17 protein-coding genes and 1 tRNA gene are annotated in these 18,469 nt (G+C 69.8%); 9 read left to right on the top strand and 9 right to left on the bottom strand.

Translation table 11 applies throughout. The features are described from left to right. The first annotated feature begins 65 nt into the window (after positions 1-65). The 5 genes from ANAE109_RS17115 to ANAE109_RS26195 all read left to right on the top strand — a co-directional run bounded on the left by ANAE109_RS17115 (position 66) and on the right by ANAE109_RS26195 (position 2,012). A tRNA-Pro gene (locus ANAE109_RS17115) sits at positions 66-139 on the top strand. A 94-nt stretch (positions 140-233) separates the two neighbouring features. Next, positions 234-413 (top strand): hypothetical protein, encoded by a 180-nt coding sequence (locus ANAE109_RS17110; protein WP_041448459.1) that lies wholly within the window; start codon positions 234-236, stop codon positions 411-413. A gap of 100 nt (positions 414-513) precedes the next feature. Then, positions 514-912: a transposase gene (locus ANAE109_RS26200; RefSeq protein WP_369729653.1), complete on the top strand. Its 399-nt coding sequence runs from the start codon at positions 514-516 to the stop codon at positions 910-912. Between the two features lie 180 nt (positions 913-1,092). After that, complete coding sequence (locus ANAE109_RS23650; RefSeq protein ID WP_012098142.1) at positions 1,093-1,689, top strand: BON domain-containing protein; 597 nt, start codon at positions 1,093-1,095, stop codon at positions 1,687-1,689. Further along, positions 1,686-2,012 (top strand): LuxR C-terminal-related transcriptional regulator, encoded by a 327-nt coding sequence (locus ANAE109_RS26195; protein ID WP_083777020.1) that lies wholly within the window; start codon positions 1,686-1,688, stop codon positions 2,010-2,012. The genes ANAE109_RS23650 and ANAE109_RS26195 overlap by 4 nt, the downstream gene beginning before the upstream one ends. Positions 2,013-2,162: 150 nt before the next feature. Here the strand turns inward: ANAE109_RS26195 and ANAE109_RS17100 are convergent, their stop codons facing one another. Then, positions 2,163-2,585, bottom strand: a complete 423-nt coding sequence (locus ANAE109_RS17100; RefSeq protein ID WP_012098140.1) for a PRC-barrel domain-containing protein — start codon at positions 2,583-2,585, stop codon at positions 2,163-2,165. Positions 2,586-3,051: 466 nt separating this feature from the next. Between ANAE109_RS17100 and ANAE109_RS25370 the strand changes: the two genes are divergently transcribed. Together ANAE109_RS25370 and ANAE109_RS17090 are read left to right on the top strand one after the other, a co-directional pair. Next, positions 3,052-3,504, top strand: coding sequence for an Hsp20/alpha crystallin family protein (locus ANAE109_RS25370; RefSeq protein WP_041448458.1), 453 nt, complete (start codon positions 3,052-3,054; stop codon positions 3,502-3,504). Positions 3,505-3,534: 30 nt separating this feature from the next. Continuing rightward, complete coding sequence (locus tag ANAE109_RS17090; RefSeq protein ID WP_158305908.1) at positions 3,535-4,101, top strand: type 1 glutamine amidotransferase domain-containing protein; 567 nt, start codon at positions 3,535-3,537, stop codon at positions 4,099-4,101. A 195-nt stretch (positions 4,102-4,296) separates the two neighbouring features. On the opposite strand, the gene ANAE109_RS17085 is transcribed toward ANAE109_RS17090, so the two are convergent. The 4 genes from ANAE109_RS17085 to ANAE109_RS17070 form a co-directional block, all read right to left on the bottom strand. Further along, complete coding sequence (locus ANAE109_RS17085; protein ID WP_041448457.1) at positions 4,297-4,551, bottom strand: hypothetical protein; 255 nt, start codon at positions 4,549-4,551, stop codon at positions 4,297-4,299. 480 nt (positions 4,552-5,031) lie between these two features. Beyond that, a complete protein-coding gene (locus tag ANAE109_RS17080) occupies positions 5,032-5,826 on the bottom strand; it encodes a hypothetical protein (RefSeq protein WP_012098136.1) in 795 nt (264 codons plus the stop codon). Positions 5,827-6,350: 524 nt separating this feature from the next. Then, a complete protein-coding gene (locus ANAE109_RS17075) occupies positions 6,351-8,915 on the bottom strand; it encodes a glycoside hydrolase family 15 protein (RefSeq protein ID WP_049768621.1) in 2,565 nt (854 codons plus the stop codon). A gap of 179 nt (positions 8,916-9,094) precedes the next feature. Beyond that, positions 9,095-11,296 (bottom strand): glycoside hydrolase family 66 protein, encoded by a 2,202-nt coding sequence (locus ANAE109_RS17070; RefSeq protein WP_049768620.1) that lies wholly within the window; start codon positions 11,294-11,296, stop codon positions 9,095-9,097. Positions 11,297-11,636: 340 nt separating this feature from the next. Between ANAE109_RS17070 and ANAE109_RS17065 the strand changes: the two genes are divergently transcribed. Beyond that, a complete protein-coding gene (locus tag ANAE109_RS17065) occupies positions 11,637-13,790 on the top strand; it encodes a trehalose synthase (RefSeq protein WP_012098133.1) in 2,154 nt (717 codons plus the stop codon). Between the two features lie 132 nt (positions 13,791-13,922). Here ANAE109_RS17065 and ANAE109_RS17060 read toward each other — a convergent pair whose 3' ends face one another. Next, positions 13,923-14,351: a DUF2267 domain-containing protein gene (locus ANAE109_RS17060; RefSeq protein ID WP_012098132.1), complete on the bottom strand. Its 429-nt coding sequence runs from the start codon at positions 14,349-14,351 to the stop codon at positions 13,923-13,925. Between the two features lie 453 nt (positions 14,352-14,804). On the opposite strand from ANAE109_RS17060, the gene ANAE109_RS17055 reads away from it, so the two are divergent. Then, positions 14,805-15,458 carry a BON domain-containing protein gene (locus ANAE109_RS17055; protein WP_012098131.1) on the top strand — a complete coding sequence of 218 codons (654 nt, stop codon included), beginning with the start codon at positions 14,805-14,807 and terminating at the stop codon, positions 15,456-15,458. On the opposite strand, the gene ANAE109_RS17050 is transcribed toward ANAE109_RS17055, so the two are convergent. The 3 genes from ANAE109_RS17050 to ANAE109_RS17040 are packed head-to-tail and all read right to left on the bottom strand — an operon-like array spanning position 15,448 to position 18,218. Next, positions 15,448-15,918, bottom strand: coding sequence for a universal stress protein (locus ANAE109_RS17050; RefSeq protein ID WP_012098130.1), 471 nt, complete (start codon positions 15,916-15,918; stop codon positions 15,448-15,450). The genes ANAE109_RS17055 and ANAE109_RS17050 overlap by 11 nt on opposite strands. 22 nt (positions 15,919-15,940) lie before the next feature. Further along, the gene (gene zwf / locus ANAE109_RS17045) at positions 15,941-17,458 is read right to left on the bottom strand and encodes a glucose-6-phosphate dehydrogenase (RefSeq protein ID WP_012098129.1); all 1,518 of its coding nucleotides are present in this window, start codon (positions 17,456-17,458) and stop codon (positions 15,941-15,943) included. A 4-nt stretch (positions 17,459-17,462) separates the two neighbouring features. Beyond that, positions 17,463-18,218 (bottom strand): TIGR00730 family Rossman fold protein, encoded by a 756-nt coding sequence (locus ANAE109_RS17040; protein ID WP_012098128.1) that lies wholly within the window; start codon positions 18,216-18,218, stop codon positions 17,463-17,465. Between the last annotated feature and the right edge of the window lie 251 nt (positions 18,219-18,469).

The following is an 18,469-nucleotide window of genomic DNA, read 5'->3' as shown; positions in this document are numbered from 1 at the left end:
TACGCCGCCTTACGTCGGTCCGAGGTCTTCCCGGGACCCGGAATCCGTCCGACGCGCCGCTTCATCGGGGAGTGGCTCAGCCTGGTAGAGCACTTGGTTCGGGACCAAGGGGTCGCAGGTTCAAATCCTGTCTCCCCGACTCAGAAGGCCGCGGCTTCGCACGGGAAACCGGCGAGTCGCGGCCTTCGTTGTTTCCGGATGGTGCGCTGCGCACCACCGGCGCACCAAAATCCGTGACGCTGGGTGCGGGCGCTGCGGAGAGTGCGGCGACGTCCGTCGCGGCCGCCGCCGCGCTGCTCGTCGAGACGTTCGCGACACTGGCCCTCCAGGCGGCGCGGCGCGGGGATCTCGAGGCGGCGAGCTATCTACTCGAGCAGGCGCTATCAGCCATCGCCGGGCGACGGCCCGCGTGATCGGGCCAACGGATAGGGTCAGGTAGGCTTAGCGCGACCGCCCGCGGGCGCGAGACGATCCACCGCTCGGACTCTCCGTTCCTGCTCGGACGCGAACATCGTGCCGGTGCGGCCGAAGCCGGTCGCCACCTATTGCGCGCACCTGGCAAATCACGAAGCTTCTGCTGGTCGCTCGAGGTCTCCCGCGCCGGTTCTTAACGCCTGGTGTGGGCGGCCGCCGTCCAGCCGCACGGTGCAGGACGCGCCGCTCACGATCCGCGCCCGCGAGGCGCACGAGCGCAGCCGCCGGACGTACGGCAGCCCGCGCGTGCACGTCAAACTGGCGGAGACGCACCAGGTGTTCGTCAGCCGGAAGCGTGTCACCGCTCATGCAGCAAGCTCGCTCGTCCGGGCGAACGCGACGGGCGCGTTCCTCGGCTCCGCCTCGAGCATTCCCACCCCGCTGGCGGTTCGTTGGGCCCAAGAAGGGCGGGGGCGGGAACGCTGCTCTCGGGCGTGAACGCGGTAACGGCCTCCACGCCGGACTGCCGTGTGGCACAGACGGCGAGCGCGCAGCCGGCGAGGAGAACGTGAGCTGAAGAGGACGCATGACGGCCTCGGGTCGTTCGGGTACGTGCGTACACGCCTCGCGCCGGCATCCACGTGGCTAACTTGTGCGGCGGCTGCAAGGAGGAAGACCATGGCAACGTACCGCGGGTGGGAAGAGGGGCAGAGCGGGGACCCGCCGTCGCGTGAGCGCGGCTCGCCGGGAGAACGAGGCTGGTACGAGGAGACTGGTGAGTACGGGGGCCGCCGCATGCAGGGCCGCTACGGTGGCACGGGCGAGCAGCGCTGGAGCGGGACGCGCGAGGAGATGGGGCGCCCCTGGGTCGAGCGCTGGCCGGACACGCACGAGCACGAGCGAGTGGACACGAAGGGGCTCATCGAGTGGGAGGACCATGGACCCCTCGAGTGGCTCGGGGACAAGCTGCGCGAGATGAAGAGTAGGCGGCGCCTGCGTGGGCCCAAGGGATTCAAGCGCTCCGACGAGCGCATCCTCGACGACCTCTGCGAGCGGATCGCGCGGACCGGCATCGACGCCGACGGCCTGGAGGTGAAGGTCGAGAACGGAGAGGTGACCATCTCGGGGATCATCGCCAGCCGCGTGGACAAGTGGCGCCTCGAAGTGATCGCCGATGACGTCTTCGGCGTCGAGGAGGTGCACGACCAGGTCCGGGTCGCTCGCACGCCGCCGGGCGAGCGCGTCGCGGGACCCGCCGAGGACCTGCGCCACTGAGCGGCCGGTGGTCACCGCTCCTGCGGGACTTCGCGGATCCCGCCGTAGAGCGGCCCGTCTCGCGGCGCCGGATCGCGAGCACGGGGGGGGCGGGGCGCCCCGGGCGCGACGGGCTCGCGCTGCTCGACGAGGTCAGGGAGAAGTGGCCGCGGGTCCCGCTGCGCCTGGTCGCGAGCGCGCGGACGCTGAAGGAGATCGCCGCGGAGCTCCGGCTGAGCGAGAAGACGATCGCCACGTACCGGGCGAGGATCTCCGCCAAGATCGGCGCGAGCACGAACGTGGAGCTCACGCGCTACCCGCTGCGGCACAAACTCGTCGAATAGCGGCGCGGGGGTGCGGTACACCCCCGTCGCGCGCCGCGCCTCCGGGACGTGGCGCCACGCGCGCCCGTAGAAGGTGAGCAGGACCGCGCGCCCCGTCTACCGTCCGCCTCCTGCCCCGTCCCCGAACGACTCGTCCATCGAGGCACGGGATCAGCTCTTCGCGTACTGGAACTCCGGGAGCTGCTTCAGTGCATCCTTCGTGGCGCCGGGCAGGACGACCTTGGGCTTCACCGCGGAGAACTGCTCGACCGGGATCGCGACCTGATGCCGGCCCATGCCGAGGAACCCGCCGACGTCCACGACCGCGAGCGACACCTTGCCGTCGGGCGCGACGACGAGATCGTCCACCTTCCCGATCTTCTGGTCCTTGTCGTTGTACACGGGCGCGCCGATGAGCTTCGAGGCGCGGTAGCCGACCGCGACGGCCCGCGTCTCCTCGACCGTCGTCCCGAGGGGGATCGTGCCGGCGACCGGGGGAGCGGTCTGACCGCCACCCTGCTGCGAATCCTGCTGCGCGAGCGCGAGCGGCGCGAGCGCGAGGCCGACCACTGCGAGCGCGAGTCTGGTCTTCATGTTCCCTCCCCCATGGCTGACGTGGGTGCTCCCGCTCGTCTCGCTCGCTATGCTCCGGGGCGCGGCGGCGTTCCGTTTCGCCGTGTTCACGAGACGAGCGAACGAGGCGTACATCCAGTGCACGCGAATCATTGGCATGCTCGGGCGCGGCGGCAGCGCGGCCGTGGGAACGCGCCCGGCCCGGGGAGGCGAGGGACGGCGCGATCCCGGTGCGAACCTCCGCTCGGCGCGCGCGATGGCGCGTGCCAGCCGGTCCGTTGCGGCGAGCCTCGGCCGTCGCCAGCGTTGCGGGAGGTGCGCGGCGTGCGACGCGCGATATTGCGCGCCTGGAAGAGGAGCGGGGATGGCGAACGAACGTCCGGATCCTTCGACCTCCCAACCATCGAGCCGAGGCCAGCCGCAGCAGGCGCCGGGGGGGGCGCCGCGCGCGCCATTCGACCCCTGGCGCACGGCGCCGATCGCCCTGATGCGACGGTTGCTGGACGACATGCAGCGCGTCGGCGAGGAGTACGACCCGCTGCGCTTCGCGCCGCCGACCGAGCGCGACGTCGAGCCCAGCCGGCCGACCTGGGCGCCGAAGGTGGACGTCTTCGAGCGCGACGGGGTCCTCGTCCTGCGCGCGGATCTGCCGGGGGTGCGCAAGGAGGACATCCGGGTGGACGTCACCGGCGAGGCGGTCACGTTGCAGGGAGAGCGCCGGCGGGAGCGCGACGTCGAGGGCGCCGGCGTGCACTGCGCGGAACGCACCTGCGGCTCGTTCTACCGCTCCATCCCGTTGCCCGAGGGGGTGAAGGTCGAGCGCGCCGAGGCGCGGGTGGACAACGGGGTGCTCGAGGTCACGATCCCGCTGGACGAGCGACGGATGCCATCGAGGCGGGTCGAGGTCCAGGGAGCCGGGCCGCAGTCGAACGTGCAGTAGGTCTGGAGGGCCATGGAGAGTCTCGGAGGCGTGAGGGTAGCGATCCTGATCGAGGACGGGTTCGAGCAAGTGGAGGATGACGGAACCGCGGAGAGCGCTCGACGAGGCGGGCGCCGATACGAGGATCGTCTCGCCGAGGCCGCAGAAGGTGCGCGGCTGGAAGTTCACCGACTGGGGCGACGAGTTCCAGATCGACGTTTCCCTCGATCGGCGGTGCCAGCGGATTTCGACGCGCTGCTGTTGCCGGGGGGCGTCTTGAACCCCGACCGCCTCCGGATCGAGCCGAGGGCGGTCGCGTTCGCGAAGAGCTTCTTCGACGCGGCCAAGCCCGTGGCCGCCATCTGCCACGGACCCTGGACCGTCATCGAGACGGGCGCGGCGCGGGGACGCCGGATCGCCTCGTGGCCGTCCCTCAAGACGGACCTGCGCAACGCCGGTGCGGAGTGGGTCGATCGCGAGGTCGTCGTCGACGGAAACCTGGTGTTGAGCCGCAAGCCAGACGACATCCCTGCGTTCAAACGGGAGATGATCGCGCTGTTCGGCCGCGCGCGTCGCGCCGTGGGCGCGGAGCACCGGGAGCAGGCGGGCCTGCACTGAGGTCAGGTGAGGCCCGCGCGGTGAGGTGAGGCCGCGGCGGGTGAGGTGAGGCCCGCGCGCGCGCCGGTGCCGTCGCCTTCGACGTCCGCGAAGGTGGGGACGCGTTACTCCCCGTTCGCCCCGAGCGTAGCCGCGCGAAGCGCGGCGGAGTCGAGGGGCGACGCGACATCGGTGAGCGCTACGCGCATCGTTCTCTCAGGCGTGCGCCGGCAGCTCACCCGCCGCAGCGAGGCTCCTGCGGGCACACTCCGCGTCCGCCTTGGCGCCGACGAGACGCGCCTGGTCCTTGAGCTTCTGGATCTCGTCCGCCACATCGGTCGCGCTCAGCGTGACCGCGAGCTCCGCGATGAGGACCCGCCTCGCGGACCTGGGCCTCGCGGCCAGCACGCCGCCCGGGATGTTCACGAGGATCCCACCGACCCCGCCGCCGCCCTCGGACCCTGAGACCACGCGCCAGCGCCGCGAGACGGAAGCCGAGGCGAAGGTCCGCGCGGCGCTGAGGCTCCCGCAGAGCGCGGCGGCCCGCCGGTCGACGTTCGCAGGTTCAACGCGACCGAGTTCGAGGTCTCAAGCGGCTGCGCAGCATACGACGACCTACGTCGAGGCTCGAGGTCCGACAGATTGAAGATGAGGATCGAGGGCGGTCAGCCCACATCCACATGGCCGTCGAGGATATCCCCGGTGGTGTGCGCGTCGATGAGACCGCTGATGACGCTCGCGTTGTCCCTCTGTCCGTCAGCACGCACGTCGCGCCGTCTCGGAGTTCATCGCGGAGGGGATGCCACGCGCGATGCGACCCACCCCACTGCCGCCGGGCTGCCAACCAACATCCGCGAACGACGGCACTAGGGCGCGAACGCACGGGTGCCGCTGCATGAACTCAACGCGAATCGGCTGGCTCGCAGGTTCTCGTCCACGCTGCGGGCCGATTCAGGGGTGACACGGCCCTTCACCGGGCAGAGGTTCCACTGTCCGTTTACCATCAGGCTCCACCGCGACCTTGGCGCTGACGAGATGCGCCTGATCCTTGACCTTGTCGATCTCCTTCGCCATGTCGCTCGCGTTCAGCTGCGTGGCGAGCGCGGATGCTGCCCCGAGCGACTTCGTCGCGGTGTTCAGCAGGTCGTGCAGTCTCTTCCAGCTCGGCGTCTGCTTGACCGCGCCTCTCCTGCTCGCGAGCACGCGCGACACCGTCGCGGCCGATGTGCCGGTTGCCGCGGCGATGCGATCGCGCTCGCGGTAGCCGGGTCGGGTCTCAACCGAGACCGCACCGGCTGACTTCGCTCCGAAGTGTCCGCCCTCCGTGCGCCCCTGCGCCTTCGCCTTCTCCGAACGAGCCGCGTTCGCACGAGCCTGCGTCTGCTCACGTTCCCGCTGCCACTGCTCCGAGCGCTCGTGGAGGTCGAGGTACATCTGAACCTTCTGGGCGCCCGAGACGTAGCGGCGGGTCGCGTAGTCGAGGATGACGGCGGCCACGTCGATGTCCTCCTCGGGGCCGAGGTCCTCGAACGCTGGTTCGATGTCGGCGCGCTTCCCGACCTCCCATCGCCCGAGGCCGTCGACGATCTCCCTTTCGCCTGTCCGGCTGCTGACCACGAGGCGAATGGGATCGCGGACTCGGCCGGCTGCCCGAACTCGCTTCTCCAGCTCGTCCAGCTCCTCGGGTGTGTGCCGAGGCACGTACTTGAGCAGAGGGTGCGGCTTGAGATCATGCCACCAAGTCATGCTTCGGCTCCCCGGGAGCGGTACTCCCGCGCTTGCGTCACCACCCCGGTCACGTCGCGCGCATGTTCGCGGAGGCGGCACGCGGTGGGGGCGACAGGACATCGATCACCCCGGCGAGGCGGAGCATGCCCCGCCTCCACGGCGCCAGCGCCGCATGCGCCCGCACGGAAGCAAGCAAGAGGAGCTAGGCGAAGAACGTGCCGCACAAGAGCGGCTGCGCTGGGGCGAGCTGCAGCGGGACGGCCGATCGTGGATGAGCGAGGCATCGGGGCGCTCCCTGCTTGCGATGTCGTCCCCGGCACTGCGGCGACGTGGAAATCTGAGCCGGACGTGGACCCCGGGCACCGGCCCTGCGCGCGTCCCTCGCGCGCGGTAATCCGCTGCGTCGTCGCCGATAAGCGCCAACGAGCTGCGCCGCCTGCTCCGCGCGTTCCGCGTGCTCGAAGACAGGGCTGTCCTGGTCCCGCTCCGCGGCGGGCGCGAGTAGCGCGCGAGGTCGGCTTCAGGGCAACCGCCGCTCGGTTTCAGGGCAACCGCGGGTCGAACAAGCCGAGCTGGTTGAAGAGCGCCAGCAGGTACCACGTCGCGGTGACGGGCTCGGACGAGGTCGACACGAGGGGGCGCTCCGTCGTCCAGTCGACGGCCTCGCCCTGCGGCTGGTAGCCGACGTGCGTCGTGGCGACGTACCAGGAGAGCCGGTTGCGCGACAGGTCGTCCATTCCGAGCCAGTGCTCGAGCATGGCCATGTACATCGACATCTGTGGCCAGACGGGCATCGACCCGTTCGCCTCGTTCTGACCGCCGGGGCTGAATTGCGACGCGTGGTAGAACTCGTCGCCCTCGTAGCGAGAGATGCCGAAGCCGAACTCCCCCGGCGTCAAATTCGCGAGGACGGCTTCGCGGTGCTGCGCCGTGCGTGGGTGCGTCGCATCCAGCACGCCGAACACCCAGAGCAGGTCGGTCGCGCCGTCGAGGCGCTGGTCCAGCGTGCAGTCCGGCCGGACCGCGCGGACGAAGTAGTTCAGGGTCGCGTGCCACAGGCCGGGACACGGCGAGGTTGACGTGTCGCGCGAGATGGCGTCGCGGACGGTGTCTCGGGCCCGCCCCCAGTTCTCGGCCTTGGACGAGTCCTGCCGCTCCTCCGCGAGGAGCTGCGCGGCGCGGAGGCCCGCGGCGTACGTCGCCTGCGTGAACGTCCAGTACTGGAGCTCCTCCTCCCAGATGGAGAAGTCCGGCGCCCCGAACCCGTGGTTCTCGGCCTTGCCGATCTCGCGCTGGACGAAGTCTGCGGCCCTCTGCACGGCCGGCCAGACGGTCTCGAGGAACCGAGCTGCGCGACCGGCGTCGACGGGCTTCAACGCGGCGTGGTGACGATACGTCCCGACGAGGAACAGGCCGTTCGCATCGAGCTCCGGCTCCACGAACGGGATCTCCAGCTTGTGCGCGAAGAAGCTGTAGTTGGTCCACCACGTTCCCGGGGGGACGTTCGGGTTCGACCCTTCCGTCTGCTGCGCCTGCGCCATCCAGGTCCAGTACTTCTCCGCTTCGTCGAGATGGCCGGCCACGTCGAAGCCCATGGCCACGACCGACGAATCACGAACCCAGACGCTGTAGTTGTAGGCAGGGTTCGTGGCGGCGACGAAGCTGCCGAACTCCGGCTGCTGCGATTGCCGGTTCGTCACCAGCCCGATCCGCAGCGCCTCCGCCCACTGCCGCACGGGCGTGTCGAGCGATGCGGCCCTCCCGGACGAAAGCCAGCCTTTCCACTGCGCGGAGCTCTGATCGATCCAGACCTCGGGCGCGCCGGGCCTCCTGATGTCGTCCGCGAGAGCCCTCGCGCCGTCGAGCGAGTCTGCGATCCCGTAGAAGAACGCGATCTGCTCGGTCCGGGCGGGCTCGAGAGTGACCGTCCTCGACATCCCGATGCCGACGTCCTGCCCCGAGAACGAGTCGGAGTCGCCGAGCGCGGACGGTCCGGTCGCGAACCTCCTCACCGTCTCCGCCCCGCTGTCCGGGCCGCCGGTCACCGGCGCTCCGGCGACGTGGCGATCCACCGGTCCGAAGGAGCCGATCACGACGAACGTTCCGTTCGTCTGGCTCATGTCCGCGATCCAGGCATTGCGCTGCGAGTCCCAGATGGCGTTCAGGGTCCCGCCGCCCCCGCCGGGCGATGCTCCACGGATGTTCACCGGGTCCTCGCTCGGCCCTGAGTTCTTGTTGTGCAGGTCGGCCCACTCCAGGATCGAGAGCTGTCTGGAGGCATCGGTCACGTTGCCGAGCTCGTACAGCACGAGCGCGAAGCTCTCGCCGGGCGGCACGATCATCCGCCGGGTGACGCTCATCGGGACCGCTCTCTTGGCGTAGCCGCCGTACGCGACGCGCATCTCTCCGAATCCCTCTCCGTCGCTCGCCGTGAAGTACGCCGTCGTGTCGAACTCGCGGGTGTCCGTGTAGGAGGTGTTGCCCGTCTCGTCCCGGAAGAACGCCTGCGCCTCGTCGATCTGGTTCGTGGGCCAGTCCTTCGCCCAGTGGAACGCGGTCATCCGCGGGCCGAAGCCCATGTCGTCCTTGGGGTAGAGGACGGCGGCGTGCCAGCCGACCACCAGACTCTCCCAGTTGTTCATGAGCAGCGACCGGACCGACACGTCCGAGGGGGTCGGTCCGCTCGACATCACCATGTTGTCGAGCCGGAGCTCGCCGGAGTCCGTCGGCAGGAACGCGAGCGCGATCGTGTGCTCCCCCGCGTCGAGGTGGATTGCGCGCCGGCCGCCGCTCCCCCACGCGCTCCACCCCCACGTCGGCGGGAACGCAGGCTGGCCCGGGTAGGGCCGGCCGTCCACCTGCAGCGTGCGCAGGGCGATCCCGTCCGTGCCCTTCGCGTACGTGAAGTCGAAGGTGAAGTACCCGGACTCGGGCGCGCAGACCTGGAACGCCACCTGATCGCTCTCGTCCGTGAAGGCCGTGACGTAGCCCCTGCCGCCCTCCGCCGCCACCTCGAGCCCCTGGAGCTGCGCGTCCTCGGCCTCGAACGTCGCGGGGAGCTGCGCGGTGCATGCTTGCTGCTGGGCGCCCGCACGCGAACCGGACATCGCAGCGACCGCCACTACAGCGCCGACCAGGAATCCATGGACCCGCATACCGACTCCTTTCCGCGCGGCGGAACGCTCGCGACCATCCGTGAACTCGACGGATGTCAAGACGATGCCCGCGCCGAGGCCTGCGCGGGAGCGTCCGAAGGGGGACGCGGCGCGGCGACCGTGCGAATGAGTCACGGCGGTGGCGACGGTTGCTCGCCGACGGGGGCCGTGCGGATGACGACCATGTTCCAGTACTCGAGTCGCGGGATCGTCGCTTCCACGAACGCTCCGCTCGTGTCCTCGCTCGTGGTGTACGGGAGCGGCATTGGACGGCCACCCTGCAGATCCGGGCTCGCGACGAACACGCCGATCGCGCGCGAGCCCGCGGGCAGACGGTATCGGATGCGGAGGTCCGTCTGCGGCTGGGGAGGCGGGGCCACGTTCCGCCAGCGGTCGTCGTCCACGCCCATGAGGTTCACGAGGTGGACGATCTCCGCATCGGGCGCACGCCGGAAGATCGGGTGGATGACGTTCGCGCCCTGGGTCCCGAGCGGCTGTCCCGAGAGGAGCTCGAGCGGCGCCGTCGCCGGATCGACGGGCGTGACCTCGGGGGCGAAGAGCAGGTTCTCATACGCCGCCGAGAACGTGTAGTAGCGGCGCATCGCGCGCTGCAGCTCGGGCGTGATGCTCTTCGACAGGTTCGGGTAGTACTCGTGCGCCAGCCCGGCGACGTCGTCGCCGATCTCGATGTGGGTCACCCCGCTCGCAAACATCACGGCGTCAGCGAGCTGGAACGCCTGCTCGTCGAAGCGGCCGAGCGCGAGGTGGTCGACGTTCACCGCGCCGGCGTCTCCAGGGCGGACCGACAGCGAGATCTCATGGCGCCCTGCCCCGAGCGTCGTCGGGACGTAGGCGTCGGAGGACCAGCCGCTCCATTCGGCGGTCGAAGGAAAGCTCACCTCTCCGACGGGGGCGCCGTCGACCGACACCTGACGCCGGGCGACCTGGCCGCTCGCGTTGGCGAAGCGAAAGACGAGGGAGACGTTCTGCGGCTCACTCAGCTCGATCGACCACGTGATGGCGGCGCCCGCCATCTCGAGCGCCGCGACGAAGCCGGTCCCCGTGTAGCCCAGGTGGTCCGACGCCACCCGCACGCCGTGCAGGCGCGCCGCTTCCGCCTCGTGGATCGGCCCGACCTCCTCGCCGTACTGCGCGTACGCCGCGAACACCGCCGCGCGCCCTCCGCTCAGGCCGCGGAGGTACTCGGCGTACCGCCGCAAATCGTCGTAGCTGTCGGCCTCGAACCAGATCTCGCTGAACAGGAAGTCGCACGGATAGGAAGTCGCCACCTCGCGCGTCGCCCACCCATCCACCGCGCCGTCGACGAGGTTGAACGTGCACGCGGAACGATCGGGTTGGCCCTGCATGAGGTGGCGTTTGGTCGCTTCCAGGAACGGCGCGAAGCGGGCCGCTAGGTCGACGCTCGTGCCGTCTGCCAGGTGAACGTCGAAGCGCGGACCGAGCTGGTCGATGTGCACGCCGTCGAGCCCGGCGAGGCGCACCGCCTCGACGTACTGCGCGATCTCCCAGGACTGCCAGCCCGGGTTCATGGGGTCAAAGAGCCAGAGGAACACGTCGTTCGGAAACTGCACGTGCAGCTGGTCCTGCGCGCCCTCTCGCGCGAAGAGCCCCCACGCCGGCGAGATGGGCCAGCGCTCGGCGTAGCCCTCGCGCGCCGCGTACACCATCACGTACCCCATCGCCGCGGCGCCGTACCGGTGGATCGCGTCCACGTACCCCGTGATCGCTGTCCAGGCGACGGGACGCCCGAACAGGTCCGTCCAGGTCGGCACGATCTGGCCGTCGGGTCCCGTCTCGACGAGCTTCTCGTGGCGCCAGCCCCAGTCGTAGAGCTGGTAGACGTTCACGAGGAACTCGCGCGAGAGCCGCTCGACGCGGCGCTCGCGCTCCTGCGGCGAGAGGGCGGGGTCGAACTCGGAGACGTAGCCGTAGCGCGGGTAGCGAAACGGCGACGAGCTCACGTCCACGGCCGTCGTCGCGGCGGTGCCCGCCGCGTCGGCGACCGCGAGGTAGCCGCTGAAGTCTTCCGTCGGAGGCGTCCAGCGAAACGTGACGTCGCCCGTCGCGCCGGGCGCCACGCGAACCTCTTGGCGGTCGGCGTGGACCACGGCGTCGAGGTGGTAGACGGACATCGCGACCGGGCCGACGAACTCCCCCTCGGTGCCGGCCTGGACGCGTGCGGTGAGCGTCACCTCCTCTCCGGGCGCGTAGCGTGCCTTGTCTGGGAGCAGGTCGATGACGGGCGCGGCGGCGGCGCGGGCTGCGCAGCCGACGAGCGCCACGACGACCACCACCGCGACGGGGAGCGGCATGGCGAAGCACGACCTGCTCCTTACGGCCGACCGGTCCGGCATCTTCCCCCCTCGGCAACATGCGTCCGCCTCGCGGCGCGCGCAGCTTGATCGGCTGGAGCCGCGAGCGAGGAGCAACTCACGGCCGGCGGACGTGACGCTCGGTTGCTGTCGTTCGTCGCCAGGCGGGTGTGCTCTCTCCGCGCGAGGCGCCGACCCGGACCGCACTCGTGAGCTCAGCGGCGGCTCGCGGAGAGGGCGTCCACGCGAGCAGGGTGACGCGCAGCATCTACCTTTCGTCAAGTCTCGCTCGCGCGTCTCGCTATCTCGCGATCGTGCGACGTGGAGGAGGGGTAGAACCATGTCCAGCAACACCATGCGCCGTCTCGTCCGGCGGCCGACGCTGATCGCTGGCCTGCTGGCGGCGCTCGTCGGGTTCAACGCAGCCGTTGCTCAACAGGACGTCAACGAGTACGTCCAGTTCCTGGAGCCCCGCTCGATGCTCTTCCAGGCGGGGCAGCAGTCGGAGGCCATCTCCGGCATGGGTGACCAGTGGCGGAACGACTACTTCGACCGGGAGCCGCAGGAGCTCGTCCGCAGGGCTTCGGTGTGGGTGCTCTACTATCCCGGCTCCGTGATCCCCGAGCCCGGCAAGTCGGTCATCGGGACCCTGGGAAGCACGCAGCTCTGGGACGCGTTCCGGGACGTCGGCATCGAGGCGATCCACACCAATCCGACCTTGCGAGCCGGCGGAATCCGGGACCGCGAGTACACCCCGACCATCGACGGCTGGTTCGACCGCATCTCGCTGGAGATCGATCCGCAGCTCGGGACCGAGGAGGACTACCGGCAGATGGTCCAGGTCGCCGAGGAGCGGGGCGGGTGGGTCGGCGGCGACCTCGTTCCGCTCCACACCGGCCTCGGGGCCGACTTCCGGCTCGCCGAGCGCGGCTACAAGGACTATCCCGGCATGTACACGATGGTCGCGATCCGTCAGGAGGACTGGGGCTTGCTCCCCAACGTCGATGATCCCTACGGGACCGCGCTAGTCTCCAAGGAAGCCGCGGTGGAGCTGAAGAACAAGGGCTACATCCCGGGCCTCATCAACTCCGCCGACGCCCATCCGGATGCCAAGACCTGGAGCGGCTGGAGCGCCACCCCGGAAGTCACCGACGTGGACGGCAATCGGCGACGCTCGGTGTACCTCCACGTGTTCAAGCCCGGCCAGCCCGCGCTCAACTGGCTCGACCCGTCCTACGCCGGGCGCCGCGCGGTCCAGGGGGACGCGGTCCGGCACGTCCATGACCTCAGGAACCTCTTCGTGCGGCTCGACGCGGTGCCGTTCCTCGGCATCGAGCCGAACCCGGATCAGCCGCTGACGGACTACTTCGATACCCCGCTCGCCGAGCTTGGCACGGAGGACATCGCGATGTTCCTGCGCAAGATCGGGGGCTGGTCGTTCCAGGAGCTCAACGTCCCGATGGATCAGTTCAAGGACTTCGGGACGCACGGTCCGGACCTGGGCTACGACTTCTTCACCCGCGCCGAGTGCTTCCATCCGGTGATTACCCAGGACGCGCGACCGTGCCGACTGGAGCACCAGCTCCTGCTCGAGAAGGAAATCAAGCACGGCGAGCTCATCCACGATCTGCAGAACCACGACGAGATCACGTACCAGCTCGTGAACCTGGGCTCCCAGGGCGAGATCCGGCTGGGCGGCGAGACCACGACCGGCCCTCAGCTGAAGGAGAAGATCCTGCAGGAGATGCGCGCGGGAGTCGCCGGAGAGGCCGCGCCCTTCAACCGGCTGTATCGCCCGGAGCAGGACGGCGTCGCCACCACCATCGCGGGCTTCATCGCCCCTGCGCTAGGGGTCCGCGACCCGTACAACGCCACCCCCGACCAGGTCGGGCAGATCCAGCGCGCACACATCCTCGTCGCCATGGCGAACGCGATGCAGCCCGGCGTGTTCGCCGTCTCGGCCTGGGACCTCGTGGGCGCGCTGCCGCTCCGGGAGGAGACCGTGGCCGAACGGACCGCGGACGGCGACTTCCGGTGGATCAACCGCGGCGGCGTCGATCTGATGGGCGCGGACCCGAACGCGCAGACGAGCGCGTTCGGGCTGCCGAAGGCCCAGACCCTCTATGGTCCGCTGCCGGAGCAGCTCGGGAATCCGGACTCGTTCGCGAGCCAGCTCAAGACGATCCTCCGGGCCCGCAAGGACAACCGCATCCACGAGTCCGAGGTGGTCGCGGTGCCCAACGTGGACAACCAGGCCGTGGTCGTCCTGGTGATGAGGCTCCCGGACAATGGCGGGCTGGCGGTCACCGCGCTCAATTACGGGCGCGACTCGACCTCGGTGAACGTTGACATCGGCAACGTTCCCGGGGGCGGCGTCTCCGGGCCGGCGCGCGACATCGTCGCGGGTCAGGACCTGGGAAACGTGTCCGGTCAGATGACGATCGATCTCGAGGGGCTCGCCGGGCGGACCGTCGTGATCCGACAGGGGCAATAGCGCGCCAGGAGCGATGACGGAGTCGGCCGTCGATCGGACGATCGACGGCCGAGCTCCGGGGGGATACGGCCAGCGCGGAGGCCGGGGGCACCTGGCGGTGCCGCGCGCGGTGACGGGTACTGCGCGGGGGGATTACTGCATCAGCGGGACGAGGTCCTTGGGCATGCTGGACTCGACGTCTTCCCACTCCCCCTCGGTGAGGTGGCGCCTGAGCGCCTGGAGGACCTCGTGGACAAGCCGCTCGACGCCGCCCTCGACGCTGTAGGGGAACTCCTGCTGGACGCGCTCGAGGAGCTGTGCCCGGCTCATCTTCCTCGGGACGCGGGTCGGGTCCCAGCCCTCGTAGTAGAGGCCGCGGACCAGCATAGGCAGCTGGGCCGCGAACTGAGCGGCCTCCTCGACGGTCAGGCGGTCACGTATCGCGTGCAGGACCGCCCTCAGAGCGGCGTACGACTGGCTTCGCCGCTCCTTCGGCCACTGCATGGCCTGCTCGATGTCCTTGAGGATTCGATTGGTCTTCTCGACGGTCTTGTCGAATGAGGGATGTCCTGTGTTCGGCATTGTCTTCTCCGTTCACGAAACGAACGCCATCACGGCGCACTCTCCGCCGCGGCCCCGGACGAGCCCCAGCTCGCGAGGATTAGCGCGACCTCATCGGCTCGCTCGAGCGTCCAGTCCGCGAGCTTCTCACCCGCGTCGCGTCGATCCCGAAAGAGCGCCACGCCCGAAGGATGGACTCGGACGCCTCAGAATCAACCCGCACGAAACGCACCCTTGCGGTCATCGTGCCGGTCTGTCCACCGACCGTCGTCGCTCGCCCAGTCGAATGGGACAGGCGTGCCCGTCTGCGCCACCCCGAGCCCCGTCCCGCTGCCGGTCTGCTGTGTGGCACAAGCGGCGAGCGCGAGCACGCAGGCGACGGATGCACCTCGGAGCCGTGCGCAGCAGATTGAGCAGACGAGAATCCCGCTCGCGCAGCGAGCGAGCCGGAACGTCGCAGTGAGGAGGGTAGACATGGTTCTCAGAGACGAGGATATCCAGCGGAGCGTCCTCCAGGAGTTCGAGTGGGACGCCCGGATCCGGCCGACGGAGATCGGAGTCACCGTCAAGGACGGCGTGGTGACCCTGGTCGGCACGGTCGAGAGCTATACGAAGAAGTGGACCGCAGAGGAGATCGCGCTACGAGTCGCGGGCGTGAAGGCTGTCGTCAACAAGCTCGAGGTGAAGCTGGCCGCCGCGAGCGAACGGTCGGACGAGGACATCGCGAAGGCGGCGAGGCAGACCCTGGAGTACTCGTGGGACATCCCCGACACCGTGAAGCTCACGGTCGACCAGGGCTGGATCACGCTCCACGGTGAGGTGGAGTGGAACTACCAGAGGGAAGCGGCCGAGCAGAAGGTTCGCGACATCACGGGGGTGAAAGGCGTTCTCAACCAGATCATGGTGAAGCCGAAGACCAACCCCGAGGACGTGAAGCGCCGGATCGAAGAGGCGCTCGTCCGCGCCGCCGAGACCGACGCGAAGAACATCACGGTCGACGTCCAGGACGGTCGCGTCGTACTCAAGGGGCGCGTCCATTCCTGGTACGAGAAGGAGGAGGCGAAGCGCGAAGCCTGGCTCGCGCCCGGCGTCCGCGAGGTCGTCGACCAGCTCTTGGTCACGTTGTAGGGGCGGAACGAGCCGTCTCGCGCCGCCGGATCACGAGCACGGGGCAGGGCGCCTCGCGCACGACTCGCTCGGCCACCGATCCGAGCAGGAGCCGCGCGAGGCCCGCCCGGCCGTGGGTCCCGAGCACCACGACGTCCGTCGCCCGCTCGCGCGCGAATCGCACGATCTCGTCGGCGGGGCTGCCCGGTGTGACCGTCGAGCGAACCGGGCGCCCGGCGATTCGCGCCGCCTCCTCCTCCCACGGCGCCATCGTCTCCCGGAGCTCGCGGAGCACGGTCTCGAGCACGTCGGGCGATGCCGGGAGCGCCTCGATGGCGACCGTCGGCGGAGGCAGCGGGTGCACGTGGAGCAGCTCGAGCTGCCCGTCGAGCCGGCGCGTGAGCTCGGCGGCCTCCTGCATCGCGAGCCGCGAGTGCTCAGAGAAATCGAGCGCGCAGCAGAACGTCTTCCAGTCCCCCATGACACACGCCTCCGAGGTCGTGTCAGGCTGGGTTCACCCATCGGCGGCCGTCCCTGCGCAGGAGCGCGTCGCCCGCCGGCGGACCCCAGCCGCCCGCCGGGTAGTTCGGGAAGTCTCGGGGGGGCAGGCTCGCCCACAGGTCGAGGATGGGCGTGACGATGCGCCAGGCGGCCTCGACCTCGTCCCAGCGGTGGAAGAGGGTCGCGTCCCCGACCATGCAGTCGTAGAGGAGGCGCTCGTACCCGGTGGCGGGCACCTGCGGCCCGAAGTCCTCGTAGCTGAAGCGGAGGTCCACGTCCGCCAGCCGGATGAGCTGTCCCGGGATCTTGGCCTTCATCTTGAGCGCGATGCCCTCGTCGGGCTGGATGCGCATCTCGAGGCGGTTGCGGTCGATGCTCTCCACCCCGGCGCCGCGGAAGAGCTGGAGCGGCGGGCTCTTGAACTCGGTGCATATGATCGTCTCGCGCCGCGCGAGCCGCTTCCCGGCCCTCACGTAGAAGGGGACGCTCGCCCATCGCCAGTTGTCCACGAGGAGCCGGAGCGCCGCGAAGGTCTCGGTACTGGACCGAGGCGAGACGCCCTTCTCCTGCCGGTAGGCCGGCACGGGGCGCCCGTTCACCACGCCCTCGCCGTACTGGCCACGGACGGCCGCCGCGAGGATCTCCTCGGGCTGCATGGGGCGGATCGCGTCGAGCACCTTCACCTTCTCGTTACGCACCGCCTCGGCGGCCAGGGTGGAGGGCGGCTCCATCGCGACGAGCGTGAGGAGCTGGAACACGTGGTTTTCGATGACGTCCCGGAGGACCCCCGCGCGCTCGAAGTAGGCTCCGCGTCCCTCGACGCCCAGCTCCTCCGCGACCGTGATCTGGACGTTGTCGACGTAGCGGCGGTTCCACACCGGCTCGAAGATGCCGTTCGCGAACCGGAACACGAGGATGTTCTGGACCGTCTCCTTGCCGAGGTAGTGGTCGATGCGGAAGATCTGCTCCTCGCGCAGTACCGCCGTGAGCGCGTCGTTGAGCGCGCGCGCGCTGTCGAGGTCGTACCCGAGCGGCTTCTCGACGACGACACGGCGCCAGCGGCCGGCCTCCTCGCGGGGGAGGCCCGCCTCGCCGAGCCTGCGCACGATCGGCACGAACGCGTCGGGGGGCGTCGCCAGGTAGAAGACCGCGTTGCCGCCGGTGCGGTGCTCGCGATCGAGCTCGGCGAGGCGCTCGCCCAGGAGGCGAAAGGTCTCGGGTCTCTCGACGTCGCACGCCACGCAGTGGATGCGGGCTCGGAACTCGGCCCACGCCGCGGCGTCGACGGGCCGCGCCGAGAACTCGCGGACGGCGACGCTCAGCAGGTCGCGGAGGCCGTCGTCGTCCATGGGGCTGCGGACCACGCCGACGAGCGCGAAGTCGCGGGGCAGCAGCCCGTTCGTCCACAAGTGGTACAGCGACGGGAGGAGCTTGCGCCTCGTGAGGTCGCCCGTGGCGCCGAAGATGACGATGGCGCACGGGTCGGCGGGGCACTCCAGGTCGGGCGGGCAGCGGGGCATGGATTCAAGGTTCGTCAGGCGTCCGCGAGTGCGCCAGGGCGGGGGCGGCCTCTTCCGGAACCGGCGCGAGCCTCGCCTGCAGGAGGCGGAGGGCGGTGGCCGGGTCGTCCACGAACGCGAACAGATCGAGGTCTTCCCTCGCGATCATGCCGTGGTGGACTAGGGCCTCGAAGTTGACGATCTCGTTCCAGTAGCGGGGCCCGTAGAGGAGGACGGGGATCCGCCGATCGAGCTTGCGCGTCTGGGCGAGGGTCAGGATCTCCATCAGCTCGTCCAGCGTGCCGAAGCCTCCCGGGAAGACCACCAGCGCGCGCGCCAGGTACGCGAACCAGAGCTTCCGCATGAAGAAGTAGTTGAACTGGATGGACAACTGGCGCGTCACCCAGCGGTTCGGCCGCTGCTCGTGCGGCAGGCCGATGTTGAGACCGATGGTCAATCCGCCTGCATCGGAGGCGCCGCGGTTGGCCGCCTCCATGATCCCCCCACCTCCGCCCGAGCAGACGATGAATCGGCGCGCGTGTGACGGCAGGCTCTTCGACCACGCGGTCACCCGACGGGCGAGCTCTCGCGCCTCGTCGTAGTAGCGACCGAGCGGGCCGCTCGAATCGAGCCGAGCCGACCCGAAGAAGACGATCGTGTCCGCGATGTTCTCGCGATGAAAGCGCCGCAAGGGCCCGAGGTACTCCGCGAGGATCCGGAGCGGCCGCGCCTCGTCGCTGCGCAGGAACTCCAGGTCCTCGTATGCGAGCTGCGGCTTCATGACGTGCTTCCTTCTCGTGCCCTGGCCTCATGGTGTGGACGATCCCCACGGCGAGCAGGGGCGCCGGACGCCGCCCGAGACGACGTGCCCGGGACGCGATGACCAGGTTTGGTCGCCCCAGGAGGCGATGGAACCGGTGCTCCTCTCGGGGGCGCGGAATCCGCCGCTCGCCCGCAGCCATCGCGAGAGAGCTGCGCCTGCCGGTCGGAAGGGCGATCGTCGACCACTCTCCGGACGGCGAGCTGCGGGTG

It is taken from the genome of Anaeromyxobacter sp. Fw109-5 (genome assembly GCF_000017505.1).
Taxonomy (GTDB): Bacteria; Myxococcota; Myxococcia; order Myxococcales; family Anaeromyxobacteraceae; genus Anaeromyxobacter.
This window is presented reverse-complemented; position numbering and strand designations above follow the sequence as displayed.

What these genes read in the sequence shown, in the direction of transcription:
- ANAE109_RS23650 (WP_012098142.1), top strand. Translation starts at nt 1,093, where the DNA reads ATGGCAACGTACCGCGGGTGGGAAGAGGGGCAGAGCGGGGACCCGCCG.
- ANAE109_RS17100 (WP_012098140.1), bottom strand. Translation starts at nt 2,585, where the DNA reads ATGAAGACCAGACTCGCGCTCGCAGTGGTCGGCCTCGCGCTCGCGCCG.
- ANAE109_RS25370 (WP_041448458.1), top strand. Translation starts at nt 3,052, where the DNA reads ATGCGACGGTTGCTGGACGACATGCAGCGCGTCGGCGAGGAGTACGAC.
- ANAE109_RS17080 (WP_012098136.1), bottom strand. Translation starts at nt 5,826, where the DNA reads ATGACTTGGTGGCATGATCTCAAGCCGCACCCTCTGCTCAAGTACGTG.
- ANAE109_RS17075 (WP_049768621.1), bottom strand. Translation starts at nt 8,915, where the DNA reads ATGTCCGGTTCGCGTGCGGGCGCCCAGCAGCAAGCATGCACCGCGCAG.
- ANAE109_RS17070 (WP_049768620.1), bottom strand. Translation starts at nt 11,296, where the DNA reads ATGCCGCTCCCCGTCGCGGTGGTGGTCGTCGTGGCGCTCGTCGGCTGC.
- ANAE109_RS17065 (WP_012098133.1), top strand. Translation starts at nt 11,637, where the DNA reads ATGTCCAGCAACACCATGCGCCGTCTCGTCCGGCGGCCGACGCTGATC.
- ANAE109_RS17060 (WP_012098132.1), bottom strand. Translation starts at nt 14,351, where the DNA reads ATGCCGAACACAGGACATCCCTCATTCGACAAGACCGTCGAGAAGACC.
- ANAE109_RS17055 (WP_012098131.1), top strand. Translation starts at nt 14,805, where the DNA reads ATGGTTCTCAGAGACGAGGATATCCAGCGGAGCGTCCTCCAGGAGTTC.
- ANAE109_RS17050 (WP_012098130.1), bottom strand. Translation starts at nt 15,918, where the DNA reads ATGGGGGACTGGAAGACGTTCTGCTGCGCGCTCGATTTCTCTGAGCAC.
- zwf (WP_012098129.1), bottom strand. Translation starts at nt 17,458, where the DNA reads ATGCCCCGCTGCCCGCCCGACCTGGAGTGCCCCGCCGACCCGTGCGCC.
- ANAE109_RS17040 (WP_012098128.1), bottom strand. Translation starts at nt 18,218, where the DNA reads ATGAAGCCGCAGCTCGCATACGAGGACCTGGAGTTCCTGCGCAGCGAC.